The sequence below is a fragment of the Candidatus Nitrospira nitrificans genome, assembly GCF_001458775.1.
Taxonomy (GTDB): Bacteria; Nitrospirota; Nitrospiria; order Nitrospirales; family Nitrospiraceae; genus Nitrospira_D; species Nitrospira_D nitrificans.
In genome coordinates this window covers 102,460-123,137 of the sequence record NZ_CZPZ01000004.1, presented here as the reverse complement: position 1 = coordinate 123,137, position 20,678 = coordinate 102,460, and the positions used below count along the sequence as shown (strand labels likewise).

The 20,678-nt window shown below is 54.7% G+C and carries 23 protein-coding genes; 10 read left to right on the top strand and 13 right to left on the bottom strand.

Annotation, left to right across the window (positions count from 1 at the left end):
* The first annotated feature begins 1 nt into the window (after position 1).
* From COMA2_RS04255 to COMA2_RS20060, 9 genes are all read left to right on the top strand, one after another.
* Complete coding sequence (locus COMA2_RS04255) at positions 2–1,729, top strand: GspE/PulE family protein (RefSeq protein ID WP_090894970.1); 1,728 nt, start codon at positions 2–4, stop codon at positions 1,727–1,729.
* Between the two features lie 118 nt (positions 1,730–1,847).
* On the top strand, positions 1,848–2,729 hold the full coding sequence (locus tag COMA2_RS04250; protein ID WP_139077053.1) for a type IV pilus biogenesis protein PilM: 882 nt from the start codon (positions 1,848–1,850) through the stop codon (positions 2,727–2,729).
* 10 nt (positions 2,730–2,739) lie between these two features.
* Positions 2,740–3,360, top strand: a complete 621-nt coding sequence (locus COMA2_RS04245; protein ID WP_175304382.1) for a PilN domain-containing protein — start codon at positions 2,740–2,742, stop codon at positions 3,358–3,360.
* A gap of 3 nt (positions 3,361–3,363) precedes the next feature.
* Positions 3,364–3,936 (top strand): type 4a pilus biogenesis protein PilO, encoded by a 573-nt coding sequence (pilO, locus tag COMA2_RS04240; protein WP_090894962.1) that lies wholly within the window; start codon positions 3,364–3,366, stop codon positions 3,934–3,936.
* 2 nt (positions 3,937–3,938) lie between these two features.
* Entirely contained in the window at positions 3,939–4,538 is a 600-nt protein-coding gene (locus tag COMA2_RS04235) for a hypothetical protein (protein WP_090894960.1), read from the top strand.
* Between the two features lie 6 nt (positions 4,539–4,544).
* Entirely contained in the window at positions 4,545–5,165 is a 621-nt protein-coding gene (locus COMA2_RS04230; protein ID WP_090894958.1) for a hypothetical protein, read from the top strand.
* Between the two features lie 378 nt (positions 5,166–5,543).
* Complete coding sequence (locus tag COMA2_RS04225) at positions 5,544–6,800, top strand: glutamate-5-semialdehyde dehydrogenase (RefSeq protein WP_090894990.1); 1,257 nt, start codon at positions 5,544–5,546, stop codon at positions 6,798–6,800.
* Positions 6,801–8,591, top strand: a complete 1,791-nt coding sequence (locus COMA2_RS04220) for a hypothetical protein (protein ID WP_090894956.1) — start codon at positions 6,801–6,803, stop codon at positions 8,589–8,591.
* 165 nt (positions 8,592–8,756) lie between these two features.
* Positions 8,757–8,933, top strand: coding sequence for a hypothetical protein (locus COMA2_RS20060; RefSeq protein WP_175304381.1), 177 nt, complete (start codon positions 8,757–8,759; stop codon positions 8,931–8,933).
* Between the two features lie 152 nt (positions 8,934–9,085).
* On the opposite strand, the gene COMA2_RS04215 is transcribed toward COMA2_RS20060, so the two are convergent.
* The 3 genes from COMA2_RS04215 to galE all read right to left on the bottom strand — a co-directional run bounded on the left by COMA2_RS04215 (position 9,086) and on the right by galE (position 11,256).
* Entirely contained in the window at positions 9,086–9,652 is a 567-nt protein-coding gene (locus tag COMA2_RS04215; RefSeq protein ID WP_090894953.1) for a metal-dependent hydrolase, read from the bottom strand.
* Positions 9,653–9,681: 29 nt separating this feature from the next.
* Entirely contained in the window at positions 9,682–10,146 is a 465-nt protein-coding gene (trmL, locus tag COMA2_RS04210; protein WP_090894951.1) for a tRNA (uridine(34)/cytosine(34)/5-carboxymethylaminomethyluridine(34)-2'-O)-methyltransferase TrmL, read from the bottom strand.
* Positions 10,147–10,221: 75 nt separating this feature from the next.
* Positions 10,222–11,256 (bottom strand): UDP-glucose 4-epimerase GalE, encoded by a 1,035-nt coding sequence (gene galE, locus COMA2_RS04205; protein ID WP_090894949.1) that lies wholly within the window; start codon positions 11,254–11,256, stop codon positions 10,222–10,224.
* A 430-nt stretch (positions 11,257–11,686) separates the two neighbouring features.
* Between galE and COMA2_RS04200 the strand changes: the two genes are divergently transcribed.
* Complete coding sequence (locus COMA2_RS04200; protein WP_139077049.1) at positions 11,687–11,917, top strand: hypothetical protein; 231 nt, start codon at positions 11,687–11,689, stop codon at positions 11,915–11,917.
* A gap of 68 nt (positions 11,918–11,985) precedes the next feature.
* Here COMA2_RS04200 and COMA2_RS19695 read toward each other — a convergent pair whose 3' ends face one another.
* The 10 genes from COMA2_RS19695 to nadD all read right to left on the bottom strand — a co-directional run bounded on the left by COMA2_RS19695 (position 11,986) and on the right by nadD (position 20,585).
* Positions 11,986–12,297 carry a hypothetical protein gene (locus tag COMA2_RS19695; protein ID WP_139077047.1) on the bottom strand — a complete coding sequence of 104 codons (312 nt, stop codon included), beginning with the start codon at positions 12,295–12,297 and terminating at the stop codon, positions 11,986–11,988.
* A gap of 418 nt (positions 12,298–12,715) precedes the next feature.
* Positions 12,716–13,594 carry a DNA adenine methylase gene (locus COMA2_RS04195; protein WP_139077045.1) on the bottom strand — a complete coding sequence of 293 codons (879 nt, stop codon included), beginning with the start codon at positions 13,592–13,594 and terminating at the stop codon, positions 12,716–12,718.
* Positions 13,595–13,645: 51 nt separating this feature from the next.
* Complete coding sequence (locus COMA2_RS04190; RefSeq protein ID WP_090894943.1) at positions 13,646–14,707, bottom strand: hypothetical protein; 1,062 nt, start codon at positions 14,705–14,707, stop codon at positions 13,646–13,648.
* A 2-nt stretch (positions 14,708–14,709) separates the two neighbouring features.
* Positions 14,710–15,807: a ParB/RepB/Spo0J family partition protein gene (locus COMA2_RS04185; protein WP_090894989.1), complete on the bottom strand. Its 1,098-nt coding sequence runs from the start codon at positions 15,805–15,807 to the stop codon at positions 14,710–14,712.
* A gap of 562 nt (positions 15,808–16,369) precedes the next feature.
* Positions 16,370–16,597 (bottom strand): type II toxin-antitoxin system MqsA family antitoxin, encoded by a 228-nt coding sequence (locus COMA2_RS21040; RefSeq protein ID WP_090894940.1) that lies wholly within the window; start codon positions 16,595–16,597, stop codon positions 16,370–16,372.
* Positions 16,594–16,875, bottom strand: coding sequence for a DUF4258 domain-containing protein (locus tag COMA2_RS04175; protein ID WP_217490614.1), 282 nt, complete (start codon positions 16,873–16,875; stop codon positions 16,594–16,596). The genes COMA2_RS21040 and COMA2_RS04175 overlap by 4 nt, the downstream gene beginning before the upstream one ends.
* Positions 16,876–16,979: 104 nt before the next feature.
* On the bottom strand, positions 16,980–17,972 hold the full coding sequence (bioB, locus tag COMA2_RS04170; RefSeq protein WP_090894938.1) for a biotin synthase BioB: 993 nt from the start codon (positions 17,970–17,972) through the stop codon (positions 16,980–16,982).
* 119 nt (positions 17,973–18,091) lie between these two features.
* A complete protein-coding gene (locus tag COMA2_RS04165; protein ID WP_090894936.1) occupies positions 18,092–19,492 on the bottom strand; it encodes a tetratricopeptide repeat protein in 1,401 nt (466 codons plus the stop codon).
* 3 nt (positions 19,493–19,495) lie between these two features.
* Positions 19,496–19,915, bottom strand: coding sequence for a ribosome silencing factor (gene rsfS / locus COMA2_RS04160; protein WP_281176425.1), 420 nt, complete (start codon positions 19,913–19,915; stop codon positions 19,496–19,498).
* Complete coding sequence (gene nadD, locus COMA2_RS04155; RefSeq protein ID WP_090894932.1) at positions 19,899–20,585, bottom strand: nicotinate-nucleotide adenylyltransferase; 687 nt, start codon at positions 20,583–20,585, stop codon at positions 19,899–19,901. The genes rsfS and nadD overlap by 17 nt, the downstream gene beginning before the upstream one ends.
* Positions 20,586–20,678: the final 93 nt, after the last annotated feature.

The following is a 20,678-nucleotide window of genomic DNA, read 5'->3' as shown; positions in this document are numbered from 1 at the left end:
CATGTTACGTAGCCTGACGAGGCCATCTCTTTCCGATGTCTTGGTCGAACAGGGAATCCTCTCAAGACACACGGTTGAGGATGCCCTGGGTCGTGTAAAGGGAGCGGCTGCCGCCTTAGGGCAAACGCTGATCAGCGAAGGCCTCCTCTCGGAAGATCAATTGGCTCAAGCCGTGGCTGTCCAATACGGTCTTCCCTATAATCCGCTGACCGATTTTCGGGTGGATCCGCGATACTACGAGACCATCTCGATCAAGTTGATGCAGCGATTCCCCTTTGTGCCGATGGCTGGGTGTTCGGGAACCCTCACGATTGCCGTTGCCGACCCGCAAAACCGGCTTGGATTCGACGAATTGGAACTCCTCATCGGAAAGCCGCTGGATCGAGTCGTCAGCTCCAAGAGCGCAATTCTGGCGGCACTGGAACGCAGTGAAGGATCGAGTCAAGCGCTGCGGGAGCTGGAAGCGGAATATCGCTCGATCTTGGTAAAAGAAGATGATCGAGGAGAAGAAGTTCCCACTCTCGATCATGCAGGGGAAGAGCAAAGCCCGGCCGTGAAGCTGCTGGACTCCATCTTGTTGAGTGCGATGCAGCGCCGCGCCAGCGACATCCACATTGAAGCCGCGGATCGCGCGACCAAAGTCAAACTTCGTGTCGACGGCATCCTGATTCCGGCCATGGAGCCGCTGGATATTCGATTGCACGCCCCGTTAGTGTCCCGTTTGAAGGTCATGTCGGAGCTTGATATTGCCGAACGTCGGGTCCCCCAGGACGGAAGCTTCCGCATGAGACTGGATCGAAAGACGGTGGATTTTCGTGTCTCCATTCTGCCCAGCGTCTTCGGCGAGTCGGTCGTGATTCGAATATTGGATCGGGACTCCATTGCGACCGGAGTGTCGGCCCTGAAGCTCGAACGGATCGGGTTTAATCCCGAAGATCTGAAGCGATTTCGGAAAGCGATTACTCGCCCCCACGGCATGGTATTGGTAACCGGGCCAACGGGAAGCGGAAAGACGACGACACTGTACGCCGCCATATCGGAGATGAACACGCTCGAAGACAAGCTGATTACGATCGAAGATCCCGTCGAATACCAACTCTCGGGAGTGGTGCAGATTCCCGTCAATGAAAAAAAAGGCGTCACGTTCGCGCGTGGTCTTCGGTCCATACTTCGTCATGATCCCGATAAGATCATGGTCGGCGAAATTCGTGATGCCGAGACGGCGCAGATCGCGATCCAATCGGCCCTGACCGGTCATCTTGTTCTGACGACGGTGCATGCGAACAATGTGTTCGACGTCATCGGGCGGTTCGCGTCGATGGGGATCGACGCCTACAATTTTCTGGCTGCTCTCAACTGCGTGTTGGCGCAGCGGCTTGTCCGAATTCTGTGTCCGTCCTGCCGGACTCCCGTCAAAGCACAGCAGACCCTCATTGAGGAATCAGGCTTGGATTATGAGCAATACAGGGAGACGCTCTTCTATGAAGGCAAGGGGTGCCCGCAATGCCATGGGACCGGGTACCGCGGAAGAAAATGCATCACGGAGTTTCTCAATCTGACGGATGAAATCAAAGAAATGATTCATGCCGAGCGGCCGCTCGCGGAAATTCGATATCGGGCCGTGACCGATGGAATGCTTACGCTGCGACAGTCGGCGTTGAAAAAAGTGTTGAACGGCGAGACGTCGTTGCGAGAGATCAATCGTGTAACCTTCACCGAGGAAGGGTAATGTGATGTGGGAATGGGCCAGTAGTCGACCACAACGGTGCTTGAAGTTTGGACCCGATTCGATCGCGTGGGCCGAAACTGAGCGAAGCTGGCGTGGACAGCGTCGACACACGTGCGTCATGTCTCTGCTTGCCGATGGCATGATCAAACCCTCTCCGACTGAGGAGAACGTCCAGGATCCTTCAGCATTGGCCGATCGTATTCGCGCCCTGACCGGTCCGGACTCGGTTCGCCAGTCCGTCGGGGGAGCAATCCGTTCTGATCTTCCACAACGCATTGCCCTGTTGCTGCCTGACACGGTAGTCAGGACGACCATCCTGCACTTTGAAAAGCTCCCTGTCAGGCGCGAGGAAAGAGAGGCCTTGATTCGTTGGCGGTTTGGTCAAGAGCAGCTGTTCCCATTGAGCGGCGCGAAGGTGTCGTCTCAGGTTTTTCATGATCGATCGGGAGGTAAAGGGCCATCCCATACGGTGCTGACGGTGGCGGTTCAGGAGTCGGTGCTGAAGCAGTATGAATCTCTGTGTGAGTCTGTCGGGTTGATTCCCCAGGAGGTGGGGGTCACGAGCCTATGGGTCTTTGATCTATGGAGAAGGGCGTCGAGTGCATCGCATTGGCGAAGTCGAGACTGTCTGTGGGTCAGCGTGGCGGATCGAGCCTTGACGACCATGATTTGCCACCACGGCCGTCTGCTGCTCTACCGGTGCAAGCTTCTGGGGGCTGAGACGACTGACGCGCTGACGAAGCCAGACATGCTGAATAAGATTCTTGAAGAATGCGGCGCATCGTTGGAGATCTGTCAACAGCAACATCCCTCGGAGGTTGTGACGGAAGCCGTGATTTGTGCGGACGGAGATATTTCGGCCTTTCAGGAATTGGTTGAGACCGAGCTACGCCTATCAGTCGAACAGCTGGCTTGGGACTCGATCGAGGCCCTTGGTCGGGTGGCCTCAGGGAGCGATCGAGGGATGACATCGTTGGCCGCGATGGCTGGAGTGCTCTAGTATGGCGATCATGAGTTCCTCAGTTGCTCGGTTCCTCGAGCCGCTCAAGTCAATGCCGTTGTTGCGCGGTGCCGATGATCAGTTCAGGATCAACCTAAGCCGCCGTTATCGTCCGGCGGTCGTTCCGCTCCGCGCGGCCCTGATCAGCATCTGCATCGTGCTTGTGATGGGGATCGGCTGGAACATCCGGCAGGCGATCCTCGCTTATCAAGAATCTTTAACCATCCAAGGAGAACTGGATCGAGTACGGCAACAGGATTTTGATTTGATTGCAGAGGCCAGACATGAAGGCATTGATTTGTCCGAAGAGGCGTTAAAGAGACTGCCCTCCGAGGTTGAGTTGGCCAACCAGCTGGTTGGGAAAAGATCGTTTTCGTGGACGCAGTTTCTGACCGAATTGGAGCAGGCGATCCCTCCACGCCTTGCGCTCAGCAGTGTTCGCCTTGATCAATCCGGTACGACGGTTCGGCTCACGGGAACTGCCGCAGCCCTTGAAGACATCACCGCCTTCACCGTTGGACTTCAAGATCACGCGACATTTAAGGACCCGATTTTGGCGCAACATCGTGTTGGGCAGAACGGGTTGGTGGAGTTCGACGTCACGGTGCAATACCGGCGTGAAAGAACTTGAGTGATGAAAGATCGCCTGCTCTTTCTCTGGCAGCATCCCTTCGCACCCTTGTTCCCATTGGTGGGAGTCGCGCTGAGTCTTCTTTTTATACTGTTCCTCGTCCATGATTTCGGTGTGGCGGGCGCCCAAGCGAGCCGAGAGCGGTTAGAGAATGAATGGACTGCGACCCGACAGACATTGATGTATCACCGCGAGGCCAGAAAAGCGAAAAAGGACTTGAGCCGAGTATGGGCGGGGCTTCCCGCCGAGCGTGACTTTACTCCGCTCGCGCTGGGGATCTCGGACGAAGCGAAGCGCGACCGAGTCAGTTTGCCGGGATTGTCCTATAAGACGGAGCCCACTCTCATCGCGAATATGAGCAAAGGGCTGTTACAGGGGCCGATGACCGGGCAATACGAGGATCTCCGCCGATTCATCTACGGTCTCGAGACGGCGGAAGAGTTGGTATTTATCGAGGATCTTGAACTGACCCGGTCTGGAGGCGCGCAGGACACGCTGCTGACGTTCAACATAAAGATTGCGACGTACCTTCGCGGCAATACGGGAGAGTCTGGTCCGTCGGGATCAGTGCAATAATCATGGATACAAAAAAGAAGATGATTCTTGCGGCCTCACTTCTCGTTCTATGGGCAGGGCTGGCGGTATGGCAGTGGCGGTCGATGCAGGAGCCGGCTCGCGTTCCGCTCACGAATGTCGGGGGTCGCCCTTCCGTGGGCCAACAGGCGGCAATAGGAAGAACAGGCCTACGCGTGCACCTGGATTGGCTGACATCAAGGGGGCTTCAAAGTCAGACAACCTTTACCGTGCATCGAAACATTTTTGCCGTGCCTCGATCCGATGGCACATTCATGGCCGGGAATGTGCCGGCTTCCATGAATCAGCCTGGGTCGGCTTCAGCCGAGACTGCGACGCACCAAGAGGATACATCGGGCTTGGAGCAGTATCATTACCTGGGTTTTCTTCGCGTGGGCGAGGGGCGGCGGGAAAATAAAGATATTGCGGTCCTCAAGAAAGACGATGAGGTGTTGGTGCTCAAGATCGGTGATCATGTCGACCATCACCTCATCCTCAAGGCGATCAATTCAGAAAGCGTGACGATCCGAGATACCGGAACCCGTATGGATCAAACGGTCTTGCTGTCGGAAAAATCAACGGAAGAATCGATAGGTCAGGAGTGATGGAGAATGAGGAGGCTTCCGGCATCGCTGAGACGGCAAGAAACAGGGTTCTCGTACCTCATGGTGATGATTGCCATTACTCTTATGGGACTTGCCATGACGGGGGCTGCCCGGCAGTGGAAGACGATGGTGCAACGAGAGCTCGAGATGGATTTGCTAGCCAAGGGGATCGAAATTCAAACGGCCCTGGCACTGTATTCGGCCAATACAAAGGTGGGAAGAGTCTTCCCCGGTGAAGTGTATCCGCAAACACTTGCCGAACTTGCGAGGCCGCCTAAACCATTTCTCCGGAAAGTCTACCTCGATCCGCTGGGACGTGGTGAGTGGGAATTGCTGAGGGCTCCCACGGGAGGCATCATGGGAGTTCGAAGCAAGAGCCGGGAAAAACCGATCAAGCAGGGGAATTTCCCGCTCGCAGTGCGTCATTTTGATGGAAAGCCGACCCACTACGATTGGGTATTTCAATATCCGAATCCATCCATGGTGGTAGAGGCTTGGCCAGTCTCTAGGCCGTCTGCGATTCCTGCACAGCCGCCCCTACGCGAGCAGCCGATCGTGCCTGAGGAACCGAGTTCACCTGATGAATCGATGGTCCCGGGAGAGGCGGAGGCTTCAGCAACGCAATGAATATGACTGATCCGTCTTCGTTTGTATCCACGCCTCGCACTGCTGCGGAGTGTGTGCGGTATCCCGTCGCCATGATACTTCGTCGGCTCATTCATCAAGTGTAATGATCCGCCATCCAGTGCTCGTCGAAGCCTACCACAGTCAGGCAATCGGGTATGGCCTTCGCGAAGCCGCACCTCAGAGACCGTCCAGTACTGACCGACAGTCTTTGGTAGCCCGCTCCCGTGAATTCCTCCCATCGCGCCGTATCGGGACCCTTGACCCGTCTCTTATCCACACGGTATTGTCAGCACTCGTCTCGAGATTGAATCATTGGTGCGAAGCGTGGAAGCTCTAGACAAGACCGCCTCAGATCAGAAAATCGACGAGTCCAAGCCGTTGCCGGTGTTGGAGTATGTGTTGGAGTTGGTCTCTAAGGCCAAACAGGCATCGAGGAGATTGGCGTCTCTACCGACCGCGACCAAGGATCAGGCACTCTTCGCCATGGCGGAGGCGCTAGAGGCTCAGACGGACGAGCTCCTCGCTGCGAATGAGCAAGATTTGAGGGCGTTTGGAACGATGCCCGCAAAGAAGGCGATGGCGGATCGCTTGAGATTGACCGAGAAGCGCATCAGAGAGATGGCCGCCGGTATTCGTGAAGTGGCGAAGTTGCCCGACCCCGTCGGAATGATGTCCTCGATGTGGACGAGGCCCAATGGAATGCAGGTCGGGCGGGTACGTGTGCCTCTGGGGGTGATCGGAATCATTTACGAGTCTCGTCCCAATGTGACGGCGGATTCAGCCGCCCTCTGTCTTAAATCGGGCAACGTCTGCGTGTTGCGAGGGGGCAGCGAAGCGATTCATTCCAATACGGCCATTGCCGCCATTCTGTCGGAGGCATCGGAAAAAGCCGGTGTTCCATCCGGCGCGATCACGTTTGTCGACCGCGCGGATCGTGAAGTGGTTCCTGTGTTGCTCAAGCAGGATCGGTTCATCGACTTGATCATTCCTCGGGGCGGCGAGTCATTGATGAAACTTATCGCGGAACATTCGACGATTCCGGTCGTGAAGCATGATGCAGGCGTGTGCCATATCTATGTCGATGCCGACGCGGATTCGGCGATGGCGGAGGCCATTTGCGTCAATGCCAAAGCGCAGCGGCCGTCCACGTGCAACGCCATGGAAACCCTGCTGGTCCACCAGTCGGCCGCGCGGACTCTGCTGCCCAAGCTTGCCAGAAGTCTCGGGGCTGCCGATGTCGAAATTCGTGGCTGCGCGAAGACCTGCCAGTTGATTCCCGAGGCCAAGCCGGCAAGCGAACAGGATTACGGCAAAGAGTTTCTCGACCTGATTCTTGCCGTGAAAATCGTGAAGAACATGGATGATGCGATGGAACACATCGCACAGTACGGATCGCGGCATACGGAAGCGATCGTGACGTCGGATTACGGACATGCAATGCGGTTTCTCAAGGAAGTCGATGCCAGCGCTGTCCTGGTGAATGCCTCTACCCGGCTCAACGACGGGTACCAGTTCGGTCTGGGAGCCGAAATCGGCATCAGCACCTCGCGCATTCATGCGCGGGGTCCCATGGGGTTGGAAGAGTTAACCTGCTCGAAATTCATTGTCTTGGGGAGCGGCCAACTCCGCGAGTGAATGCCCTCGGACGCCATTGCATTTGCCCTGCACACGCCAGGCCATCTCCGGTTTCCTTCCACACGTACACTCGCTGAGTCCTTCGACAAGATCGGCGCACGGGTTGAAACGCGTCCAAACGGGCATCACGTTTTTTATCGGCCTGATGGACGACGTTTTCTCGAAACAGACCCGGCAGGCCATCCCTTGCATGAGTGCGACTGGGATTCGACCGATCCCGGGACAGTCTTGCTGCGGCGAGCGCGAGTCCGACTGGATTGGGGACGGTGGGTCGGAATTAAGCCCGATGGGCTCGTGAATGAAATCAGGCTGAATCTCGCCTCGAGGTCCGATTGGCAACGGATCACTCCGGATGATCTGCGTGCTCTGGCGGCCGGGGCGTTACGAGTCCCGATCGAGGAGGTGCGGTGGTTTTATCGCGATGAGGATTTTGCGATCGACTCCAAAGGCCTGGCGACGATTCGACAGCGAAAAGATGCCTTGTATGTTTTGGATGGTGGGGGATTTGAAACGGCACGCTTCATGGCTTGCATGGGAGCGATGCACTGGGACCAGATTGACTTTCTTCCGGTGGTCGAACTGTTCAAATCGTTGTTGCCTGGGACGGGCTCTGCCGTGTTCGAGCTGATTCGTGGACTCTACGACGATCAGAACAAGGGACGCTCCGCTCCGAGGCCCTTGCGGTATCGCGGGATTCCAACCTATCCGTCCGAGGCGGCCTTTCGCTTGTTCAGTGGGGTGTTTACGCCCCAGCCGGTAGGTGCTGAGGATCCGCTTACGGCGTTCATGAATCCTTCGAAGTCGCATCGTATTGAATGGCTGCCGGTCCCGCATCCTCCCGTTCGGTATCTTGAGGAAAGCCAGGGGCTGTGTGTCACCGTGAAAAACGGGATTGTTCAAAAGGCTACCCTCGCTGAAGATCCGGTGGGTCTTCCCTACGTCAGTTCGATCGGGCGTCGTGTGCTTCCGCTGGATCGCAGCCTCCGCGTCGAAGGGCGTTCGTTGATTCTCAAAGATCGCGAAAGGGAATTAACCGTGCCGTTACCTTCCGATCTTCCGGTGAGGACATCGCCGCCCGACGAATGTCCAATCAGTCCGGTCGATTGGCGCAGGGTATTCGCGCCAAACGTTCCGAGAGTCGCTCCCGTCGAAGCCTTCGAGGCGGTCCCCTTATTTCCAGAAGACGACCAGGAGATCGGCGAACTCGCTGCTCAATCGTTTGTTGCCGACTACCTCGACGATCTTGGCGAGCAGGATCGCGAGATCGGAAGGTTGCGATCACGGGCAGAGCGTGTGCTTATTGCCAACGGGGATGCGGTCATTGCCACGTGCATTCTCTTTGACCGGCCACGTGACTATACCGTGCATGTTCACCACGTGGCCTATGCGCAGCGTCAAGCCCAGCAGCTTTGGACTCAGTGTGCCGAAGTGCAACGATGGGATTGGTTGCAACGAATCCGAATGGTAGCCGTTGATAGGAGCGAGAAGTCCCCGGAGAGCCGCGAACTGTACGACCTGATTTATCAGTGGTTGCCGTATGGCTCCTTTGATTCTTCGACGACCATGAGCGCGATCATTGCGAGATTGAGTCACATGTTACGACGGGGTGGTGAGGCCTTTGTTGTTGGCCCGGTTCGACTAGGGGAGCTGCTGAGGCAGGAACCGTCGCGGTTGCTGGTCCATTGGGATGAATCGGTAGCCTCACTTCCAACGTTTCTCATGCATAAGACGATTCTACCCAAGGCCAGGGTAAAAACAGGGCTTACGTTGTTCCATGTCAGGCGGCTCTAGACTTGCCCGAAGGAGGAGTCTTTTGTTGAGCTGGTGCTTCCTGGTGTAAGAACTGGCTTGTCTCTGATGAGTTCGGTAGAATTTACAAATTGGTCTCCGTGCGCCACCGTTCAGATCGAGTCCTGATCGGAGTGGATCCGAGGAAATTAATCAGGGAGGAATATTATGCCAAGCGTGTTGGATCGAGTAATCGAGAAAGAATTAAGAAGAGAATTGAAGGATGCATTGATCAGGTTTGAAAAACAACTGCGACAAGGCAGTGTCACGGAAGACAACATCAGGAATAGAATGCGCGGAGCCAAGCAGTTTGTCGCCTTCTTGTATGGTCGATATCTCAGATAACCGCTCTAGCCCTATTCGCTTGTCGAGCTAGGGGATGCGGCAAATGGGATCGATGGATTGGGCGGAATCTCCATCTTGGCAGGCACGCAGCCAACCAATTATCCGGAACGGCACATTCGTGCCATAGCCGGTCGATTTCTCCAAGATGCCGATCATTCTTTCGGTGCTTGCGGTACCGTTCGTTGAACCGACCGCACAGATTGTAGCAGGCGAACGATCAAGAGCCCCGCCATGGTTGGGAGCCAGATCCATTGCACCTCGCTGGCGAGCACGTGGAAAGCCTTCTCGCTGAAAAATGCGTGGATGCCGATCGGAGAAACGGCAACCGGTCGGGCCGCGAAAAAATATCGGCTGGTATCGAACGGGGAAAGGAACGCCACACCGAGCCCGCCGTCGGTCAATGCATCGAGCACACCATGTGACGCGGTGCAGAGGAAGAAATAGACGAAAAGGCTCATCCGTGCAGCCGTCGACTGCTGTCGGTGCCAGATACCCGTGAGAACGGCACTCAGGAGGCCGGCGAAGAAGAGCGAATGGGTCAGGCCACGATGGCCCCACAGATCACCGTATTGAATCCCGAAGGAAAAGCCGATGACATCCAGATCCGGCACAATTGAACAGGCCATGCCCAGGAACAAGACCGGCCAGGTGAAGAGAGGATGTCGAGGGGCCTTGCCGAGTGCGAGGGCAACGAACGCGTGGGAGAATGCCGAGGCCATGCAGCTGCCTTTTTCGAAACGGACGAACGTCAGATCCCCTGCTCAAACCCAATCTGCCGCCAGGCTTCGTAGACCACTACCGCGACGGCGTTTGAGAGATTGAGGCTGCGACTCTCTGGGCGCATCGGGACACGGATGCGCCGTTCCGCTGAAAACGATTCAAGGAGTGTGGATGGGAGCCCGCGTGTCTCCGGACCGAACAGAAACACGTTGTCTTTGGCATAGTCGATCTGGTCATAGCGTCTGGTTCCTTTTGTGGAGATAGCGAATAGACGGCGATCCTTGAAGCGCTCCGCACATTCGGCCCAGTCGTCGTAGGTGCGGATCGCCGCGAACTCATGATAGTCCAGCCCGGCCCGCACGAGTTGTTTATCATCCATGGCAAAACCAAGCGGCCTCACGAGGTGAAGCCGGACGCCGGTATTGGCGCAAAGACGGATAATATTGCCGGTATTCGGGGGGATTTCCGGTTGGTAGAGGATGACATCGAACATCTGAAGGGCAGTGTATCATGACACCCGCTCGCTGCACGATGACCCTGTGGCGCGGCGAAGCGCCATAGGTACGGCTTAGGCCGCTGGGTGAGGAAGATTGTACCCGTGAGGATTGAGGCGCTGCCATCGCCACGTGTCGGCGCACATGTCGGCGAGGCCTCGCTCAGTCCGCCAGCCGAGGAGGGCAGCCGCCTTGCCGGGATCGGCGTAACAGGCTGCGACGTCGCCGGGCCGACGAGGCGCAGCTTTGTACGCCACCCGTCGGCCGCTGGCCTGCTCGAAGGCCCGCACGATCTCCAGTACGCTGTAACCGGTTCCGGTTCCAAGATTGACCGTGAGACATTCCGCCTGGCGCGTGGATTGTCCGAGCGCGTCCAGGGCTTTGAGATGTCCTCTGGCCAGATCCACGACATGGATATAGTCGCGCACACCCGTGCCGTCCGGAGTTGTGTAATCATTCCCGAACACGTTCAGATGCGGGCGGAGGCCGACCGCCACCTGCGCTACGAAGGGCATGAGGTTGTTCGGCGTACCCTGTGGATCTTCGCCGATCAACCCGCTCGCATGCGCGCCCACCGGATTAAAGTAGCGGAGAATCCCGATGCGCCACGAAGTATCGCTTCGCTGCAGATCCCGCAGCATGTGTTCCACCGTCAGTTTCGTTTGTCCATAGGGATTGGTGGCGGAGAGCGGATGATCTTCTGTCAGCGGCAGCCGCTGCGGATCGCCGTACACCGTGGCGGAGGAACTGAATACCAGCGTCTTGACCCCACAGACTGCCATTGCCTCCAATAAACGCAAAGAGCCGACGACATTGTTGTCGTAGTAGGACAGTGGTTGCTGGACCGACTGGCCGACCGCCTTCAGGCCGGCAAAGTGAATCACCGATTGCGCCCCGCTTTCTCGCAGCGCCGTCACCAGCGCCGCTCGGTCGCGGATGTCGCCGCGGATGAGGCGGAGCTGTTTCCCTGTAAGACGTCGTACACGTTCCAGCGATTCAGGATGGCTGTTGCAGAAATTATCGAAGGCGGTAATGTCGTGTCCCGCCTGGAGCAGTTCGACACAGGTGTGAGACCCAATATATCCGGCGCCACCGGTGACCAGAATCACGCGTCATCTCCAGTAGAACTCTCTTCCAGGATTTCGTCTGAGGCCAGAGTAGCGGGATCATGAGAGTTGGTCAAGCGAGGGGATGAAACTGCAAGAATGATTTGTGCGAGGCAGGTTTGCTTGAGCCCTGGCTGCTATCTTCTTCCTGCTTCTTGGTATAGTTGGTTCCAAGCGCAGCGAGTGCAAAATGGAAAGATGACCATGCCGTCTGATAGGCAAGACTCTGTTGATCGAGCACGACCCTGTGCCGGCGTCGTGCTTGTGATGAGCGCGTTTACGCTGGGTCTGATGGCCGGTCTCTGTGCCGCTGCTGATGATGGGTCGGGGCCGCCGGATCGTTGAGCCCACCACTGTTCGGGCTCATGATCGGAACGGGGCTGTCCCCTAGGTGTGATTGGACTCTCTGTCTATAAGTATGTAGACTGAAACAATGATGCCTCTCAAAACCCCTTCGACAGACAATTGGTGGCTGAGGGGTGTCATCGCGCGATCCGTCGGAATCCTCGCCATCGCTCTCGGGTTCGTCATCGGCATGTACGGACTCGACCATCCTGCTTCACATTGGCTGCAGACCGCGCTGGGGTTACTCGTGACCGGGATGGTGGCCCAAGGCTATGCGCTCTACTGCTCGATCAAACGGATGCAGCAACTGAATTCATAATATCGCTTCCCTTGGCTCGCGTGCCCGGCCTTGATGCCACCAGCATCATCCATTGAACAGGTGCTTATCTACTTTGGCCTAGGGACGCAGCCGATTGAATAGTCCGTTTCAAGTACCTGCGCATCCGGCGGGCATTGTACTTTTGGCTTTACAGGTACGCACAAGAAACTCGCTTGGGTATGTTCACGATCGTCGGACAGGGTCCATCCCGGGCCGCATAATTGTGCAGATAATTTCGCCTTTTCTGCCATTGCGACCTTGCCTTTGTCAACCGGTCCCCTTGGAATGCCGGTAATTTCAGGACCAGCATAGGCATTTGTTATGGATACGACATTGGCAACCATATAGGCGATTGCGAGAAGTTGGTGACATTGTTTCATGGCGTATCCTCTTTTCGGCTGTCTACCTAACGCGATTGATTAGACCGATCAGTGTATCCAAGCAGCTCATTCTCTAGGACGCCAGGCGAGTTTTGGTGATCTCGATGCAGTTGTCAAGTCTACCAACACCACTACAGGTCTGCCATTCAGGGTACATCGAGCGGCACTACTTCCCCAGCCATCGGCAGGCTACGAGCTGCGCTCGCCAATTTCATCGGTTTGTGCGGCTCATTAGCATTACTAGAGAATAGCGTCTGGGATGTGGATCGACTTCTTGCTTGGTGCATCTGCCATCCCAACAAGGCAGCGTGAGAGTTGATTATATGCAGAGACTTGAGCCTTGCAATCACTGAGCAGGATGATAGAAACGGGGTCCGATCTCTTAAAGCTTCTCAGGTAAAGTTGTGAGCTGCGGGTGTCAGATTTTATGCCTGGGGTTCATTTTTAACCAATTGAAATCACGAGAAATCATCAATTCGCGTTTATACTGATGGTGCGTGGTATGCATAGATATTCTTCGCACCTTAAACTTACAACGACTAGCCCACACTCGAACCTCCTTTGTATCGTCATAGGTCATAAGCACTTTACCCTTAGCATCGCCCAATAACCTAAACAGGTTTTCGTGATCTATGTCCCAATATCGATAGAGACGACGTGCGGCCTGAGTATATGGGGGATCAACAAAGAACACCGTATCGGGTCGATCCAAATACTCATTAATAACATTGAAGCCATCTCTTTGAAGAAAGCACAACTGACTCTTCAAACCCGAGATAACCTCTATTCGCTTCGAAAGAGTCTCAGGATACCATCGAGACTTCAGGCCTCTATCATTTTCACCACGGCGAATTAGGCCGGCACCATCAGACAAAACACCACCACGAGCCGTCCGATTCCTAAGTATGCATTGAAAAGCTCGTTCATGGGTACTTTGGGGAATCTCGCTCAAAGCGCGTTCAACATTTTTTCTAGTAACTCGAAATGCGCTAATTGTGTTGGCTAGCCATCTTGCATGCCCGTTCAATACTGTTTCCCAAGTAGCAGCAACATCTGGATCGATCTCAGCGAACACAGCCTCTTCAACTAGCCCCTCATTTACGGCAATTAATGATGTACCCGCTCCTCCCCCAAATGGTTCGACCAATATTTTAGGTCGATTAGTCTGAGCTTTTAACCATAGACGAACATGATCCGCGAGCCAGCTTTTCCCGCCTGGATAACGGAAAGGACTGAGATGCCTAATCATTTGCCCAGATCGACGAGAGTTTCTCCCAACATAGGCATCTTGTTTCATACTATCTTCGTGCTTGTGTCGAAAGTCCTGAACCTTTCAATGCCTATCGCACTAGTTGCCGCGCATTAAGGCAAGCACGTCCCCTACCCACGCCTTCACTTTGTCAATGTTCTCATTGAAAGCACCCTGGTTCTGCGGAGGCAAAGAGCTTCCTAGACCAGCAAAGTATGCAAGGCGAAATCGATCGTGAATGACACCAAATGTCCTCGTCTCATAATGAAAGGCATTTCGGCGACGGGTAGAAAAATCCTCCTCATCACTATCTTGTAACTCATGATGGAATGTGAATGGGATAAAAAGTGCCTCGATCGGTTCGCTAGCAGGGGTCCCAGTGAACCAATTCCCGTGAAAGGACTTTATGTATGTCCGTACAGGTTTGGATTTCCAATTCTTCCCAGATGCGCATTGCCCCAGCAGATAAAGTTTACCTGGCAACTTATCAGGAAAATCCCGCCATGCAATTACATCAATTCCTCCATCTTTAAGATCAGATGGGAATCCAGGAGGAACATTGTCATCACTTCTGACAGTGCCCTCACCAAACTCCTTGTAGGCAAGTTGTAGGGCGGGTAGGAAGGCATTCCCTTGGGCTCGAGGAAACCCAAAAGAAGATGCAGTTCCAGAAAGATACCCAACAGCAGCCAGACACGCACATACTTGAAACAGAGAAGCTATGCGAGTTTCTATACTCTCATCCGTTGTTTGCAGACCCCCTTCTCTAATAGCCGAGGATAACAGACAGAATAGGTATACCCATTCTCCGATAGTTAACTGCTCTTCCCCCGTTGACTCAGCAAGGAGAATGCCCCGCGGCTTTACCTTGAAAGGGTAGCACCCCTGTAGAACTTCTGCCCGGTACATGATTTCTTCCACAACAGCCTGTAGGGATTGTTCCTGCATCGTCTCAAGAATTGATTCATCAAGAACTTCTCCGGTCTCTGGTTCAGACCGTAATGTGGCAACACTGTCTCCGCCATATAGCTCGTGTAGCCCAATTAGATCAGCTTCACTCACTTGCTTTCTGTCAGATGAGAGCGCACTGAGCTCAAGCCAATCGGCAAGAGCGCTACGAGTGGAATTCTTTGGAATTGGCTCAACAACCCGTACAGGCAAAACTATTCCCCATCGGTCTCAGCCCTGACTTTGTCCTTCATCACAAGAACAAGACTCTTCACAGTCTTTTGCATCCCATCTGCTACTTGGAGAAGAGTACCATCACCATCGTAGTGACCTGACAACTTATTGGCATCTTCACATTGGCGACTTGCCTTGAGTAAGGCATCCTCAAAGCGTTTACTGGCAGGCTCGACTCTTTCGAATGCAGAATCTAGGTTGCGTTCAGCAACTAAGAGTTTCTTTGCTTCTGGATGTAAAAGTACCTGGTTCAACTTGTTTAGATCGGGATTTTGGGATCTTATTAGCGCAGGCTGCTTCTGCTTCTCCTGCCCGTATAGCCATGACATGACAGCAAGGAAGTCCTTCGTCTTCGTAGCAGGGATCGGATTCTTCTTGGGGGGTGACGAAAGATCCTCATCTCCTAATCCAATAAAATCCCGATAGCCATTTCTAGTAAGGGCCGTGTAGAGGTGAGAGAACGCTAGCCTTTTCCTAGATATGTCTTCGATATCGAACCCCGAGGCTTTTGCTTGCTCTAAAGCAAGCCAGCCATTTACCAATCGCCTGACGGTGTTATGGTTGTCACCAAGAGTCTTACTAATAGTCGCAATATCTGCCCCTTCTTCAAACCATCGGGCTGCATACTTTGCCTTAGCAAGCGCATCCCATTTCATTGGGCCATTGATATGCTTGAATCCGATGTAGGCCCGTGCATCCTTCCTTGCATCGACACAGCGAACTTTTATTTCTCCTGGAAGTGCTTTAGCCGTAGGTTCGCTAGATAGCTGAATCCCAAGCTTGTTCCTCAACTCTTTGTTAGCCAGTATACGTAGAGCAGCCAGACGACGGTTTCCCTCTAGCACCGTGTATGAGGTTCCCTCTTTCAAAACTATTAGTGGCTCATAATTGAGGTAACCACTTGAGAGAATCGATTGAATTATTTCGGCCACGTCCATCTCATCATAGAGATATCGAATAAGGTCTTCATCGTTCTGAAAAGTTTGATCTGTAAATCGAGGGTTCTCACTATCAAACTGCAGATCTTTCAACGGCACATTAATATCTTGAACATCTTGCACGTTGGATTTCACCGCCATGGGCTTAAGACCCTCCCTCCGATCGAACGCTAGCATGGCATGTGCCACAAGACAAGCAAAGCTCTAGTACAGGAGTTAAAAACCGCTAACAATATCGCGCTAGGCTACTTCTTGGGGCTAACTGTGTCAACTTTCTTGGAGTAGCACTCGAGGACTATATAGATGAGATTGAGGCTTGCACGGGCATGGATTCATATAAGCTCTCAAAGGCGCGAAGAAGATCTGGTATGCGGCTTGGAGATCTCAGGGTTTCTTGGCCACCACCTTGCCGTTTTCCCATACGTAGATCGGCGTGCCATACATCTTGGCGGTTTTTCGAGCCGCCTTGGCGGCGCGGCGGAGTGCGCGTCCGACCGCCTCTGTACAAATCGGATGTTCTCTGTCTCTCGGCTTTTTTCATGAGACTCTCTCCATCAGATGAGGAGCCGATGATGTCAGGCCGTGGAACGTTGTGGCCGCTCCGTTTCGAGTCTGACAGGGGTGCCTTGCAACGCAAGTTTTGAGTGAAAATAGCGAAAGAAATTCACTCCGATGTGTATCTGTTGCTTTGTATGCTTCTAAATCATGCCGCTTCGTACGATCGAACATCCACCTGAACACCTCTTTGGGCGACCTCTTCTGCGGTTTTCAATAACCGCGATGCCGCCTTCTCGTCCACGTACTCTTCTCCACAATTCGCACACACCTCTGCTGGGACGTTCTTTATCACGAGTGTCGTTTCCTGGCGTTCTAGCGTAACCGTTGCTCTCCCTGGTTTGGTTTCACCGTTTTTGCAGATGACGCATTTCATTGGGGTTTCCTCCGTGCAAACCCGGTTTCCCATTCTTGAGGATCGGGTTCATATGCCGTGATGACAATCGTTTCATCGCTCTCCACATTATCTGCTGCGACGACGTGCAATGGGCGACTTCCTTGCCAGCCCAGCAATAATTTGCTGGGATACGGAGTGTCCTTGGGATAGCTCTCGATGATTTCTCCGGCTGCCACGACCTGCTTGACGTTCTCCTCAGAAATCCGTCGTTGGAACATACGCTTGATGGCATGGATGCGGAAAACGATGCGACTCAATTAATACTCCAGCTTCGGGTGCTTATCGAGTGACAATAGAAGTTCTTGGTGCTCACGGATACTTGGATGCAAACAGGCTGCTTATACGGCAACAACGAAGTCAATCAGCCAGCGACTGGTTGCTGATAATCCACTTCGATGGTGAAGCCCAAGTCTTTGATCATGCCCCAGACTTCAGGAGCTGGTGCGCCTGGAGTCGTGAGGTACCCGTTCACAAAGACGGAGTCGGCTGGATAGAGGGCAAGGGGTTGTAAGCTGCGCAGATTATGTTCCCGCCCGCCGGCGATGCGAATTTCTGTACGAGGATGGAGGAACCGGAAGAGGCAGAGCACTTTTAAGCAACGCTGCGGCGTGAGGTTGTCGGCCTGTTCTAACGGTGTGCCAGCAACCGGGGTGAGCATGTTCAAGGGAATGGAATCCGGCTTCACATCACGCAATGCCGTCGCCAGTTCGACGAGGTCTTCGTCGGTTTCGCCCATGCCGACAATGCCGCCGGAGCAGATTTCCAAACCCGCCGCGCGCGCGTTCTTGATCGTCGCCAGCCGGTCTTGGAAGGTGTGGGTCGTGCAGATCGATGCGTGGAAGGCTTCGCTGGTGTTCAAATTGTGGTTCACACGATCGACGCCGGCGGCTTTGAGGCGCTTGGCTTGAGATTCACTCATCAGGCCGAGTGAGCAGCAGATCTGAATCGGAACTTCCTGTTTGATCGAGCGGACCGCTCCGGCAATTTCGTCGATTTCCCGATCCAAGGGGCTGCGCCCGCTGATGACGATGCAATAGCGCTGAGCTTTGGAGGCGGCGGCTTGCCGTGCGCCCTCCATCATCTGCTTCTGCGGAAGCAGGTTATACCGCTCGATCGGGGCGGTCGAGATGGAGGACTGCGAACAGTAATGACAGTCTTCCTGGCAGGCTCCGCTCTTGGCATTCTGCAACATCTGCAGCCGGACGGTACGGCTGAAATATTTGGATCGGACTTGGAAAGCTGCGTGCAACAGCGCAAGCAGCTCATCATCCGGCGCATTCAACACGGAACGGCACTCGTCTCTCGTCAGGGGTTCGTCATTGAGGGCTTTGTCAGCCAAGGTCAAATAGTTCATGGGATCCTCAAAAAGTGGCGATGTCGATGGTGCTCTGCCGTGCCGCCGATATCTAGAAGCGAAGAGAGAGGTTGCACAACGCGACCAGGTCAAATGATCGGCAGACGCTGGCGGGAAACCTACACGGTTTCAAACGGAGAAGCAATGCCTTGGTAGGGCACGGAGGGAACAGAAGAGGGCTCTCCGGCGGAGCTGACGGCGCTTTGGCTGGCTTCGAGCCAGGGGAGGGCGGTGAGGGTATTCCACTTGGCGCAGCGCCGGCAGCGGCCCGACCATTCGACGGATTCCTGCTGGCACTGGGTACAGATATAGGGGACGACCACGCGTTTCTTGAAACTGAGGGCTTTCTTCAATTCCACGATGGCTTCTTCAAAATGCTGCTTCCGCAAGTACAGGTTGGCCATGATCTTATGATAGTCCAAGAGGTGATCTTGGGGGCCTTCAATCGTCGACAGCTGATCGAACGCCTCATCGACCATTTCCAACCGATAGTAGAGCTTGCCGAGGTAGAACTGGAGCACGGGATTCTGCGGGTCCTGCTGCAAGGCCTCCTGATAGACCCGAATGATTTCGCTGGGCTCGCCTTGATCCAGAAACAACTCCTCCAACCGGTGGAGGATGATCACGCTGCGCGTCCGCGAGTAGACTTTTTTCAAGATTTCGACGGCATCTTTCGTCTTGCCTTCATGGATCAGAATTTCACCGATTCCGATATAGGCCGGCAGAAAACTCCGATCCTTCTTAATCGCTCCCCGGAAATATCGCCGAGCTTTATCGGGATGTCCGCGTTCGAGCAGTTGACGCCCGACTTCATACATGCATCCGATGAGCAGAGCCGCTTCAGCTTGTTTTTCAGGGGCGGGAAGATTGGCTTTGAGCAAACGATGTTGGATCTCCAGCGCATCGCTCCACCGCTCCATGCGGATATTGAGATTCCGTTTCCTGATGAGCGCGGTCAGATTGTCGGGTTCGATCTTGAGGATTTGCTGAAGTGCCTGAAGCGCCTCCTCGTAACGTTTGGCGTCCTCCAGATCCTTGCCCAATTCCAACAACACCTCGATGTTTCGTTCGTCCACTCGTTGCGCATGTTGATGGAGCCGGATCGCTTCCGGGAAGTTGCGCTCTGATCGGTAGATATTCCCCAGCCATAGAAGGGAATCGACTCGATTGGGGTCGATCGCCAGGGCCTTCTCCAAAAGCGTGATCGCGTCCAAGGTGCGTTTGGACATGAACGCATGGGTTCCGTCTCGGTGGAGGGTGTCGACCTTCTCTCTCCGGCGCATCAGGCGGTTGCTTCGCCAATTCAGGATTAAGTGCGCCGTTTGCTGGAGCCCGACGACGAACGTCGCAATCACCGCCCCACAGGCCATGGAAATCACGACAAGCGTGACGGGGCTGAGCTCAAACTCCGCGCCGGGCGCGGTATGGATGAGGATGGTCCCTGGATTCAGTTCGCGGAAATAACTGTAAATGAATACGCCGGCGCTGATGAGGAAAATAGTGATCAGCAGCTTGAACATGGCCTAGACCATCTTCTGTGAAGTCGCCTTCTGGATCATCCGCCCCTTTGCGGCGGCTATCGGAGCCGATGTTTCGTCCGGAACGGGAATCTGCTGCGCGTCGCTCCACAGACGCTCAAGGGCATAATGCGAGCGCGTGTCTTGCCTGAAGACGTGGGCGACCACATCGCCGAAATCGATCAAGACCCATTGGCCCGATGTGGTGCCTTCGAGACTCAGTGGTCGTTGACCCGCGCGCGAGAGGACATCGGCGACGGAATCAGCGATCGCGCGTGTTTGTCGGTCGGATTCAGCCGACCCAATGACCAAGTAATCAGCGATTGACGTCAGCGGGGCGACATGGAGGACTTGGACATCGATGGCCTTTTTGTCGAGCATGGCCCTGGCTACGGCTAGGGCGGTGGCCTTAGATGCGCGTGTGATCGCTGTCCTCCAGATAAAGGCTATGGCGAAGTATATAAGATTCTACTAGGGGGGGCAACATATTTACCAAGGGGAGTCCGTTCCGAACTCTCCGTCTGATCTCTGAGGCCGAGGTTGAACAGGGCGGAACGGCCAGACACGTGACTCCCGAAGCAGAGGGGACGGCAATGTCGAGCCTGTTGAGGGCACCGGTGTCCAGCTCTGTCAGGCTCTCAGGATCGAGTGGGGGGAGCAGTGACATTTCAGCCAATGCCCGAAAAGATTGCCCCGGCCTGGGAACGACCACGAAACGGCAGATCCGTAAGAGCTCTTGTGGTTCTCTCCATGTCGGGAAGTCGAGAAAGGCGTCGAGACCGATGATGAAGAACAGCTCCGTGGAGGGGCCATACTGCTGTCGCACTGCGCGGATGGTATCGATCGAATAGGACTTTCCTTTTCGTTGCATCTCGATGTCCGACACCGTGAACAGCGGGTCGTCCGCGATCGCCAGCCGGACCATTTCAAGCCGAACATTCGCCGAAGCCAGCGCGCCGTCCCGCTTATGGGGTGGGTCGCCGGTCGGGATGAAGAGGACCTGGGAGAGCCGCAGCCGCTCCTGCACGTGCCGGGCAATGGCCAGATGACCATGATGAATAGGATTGAAGCTTCCACCCAATAAGCCGAGACGCATGGAACAATGTTGAATGTTTAATGGTTAATGTTCAAGGTATGAATGCGGTTCAGCGGATCTTGATGTCATTCATTCAACATGAACCATCGACCA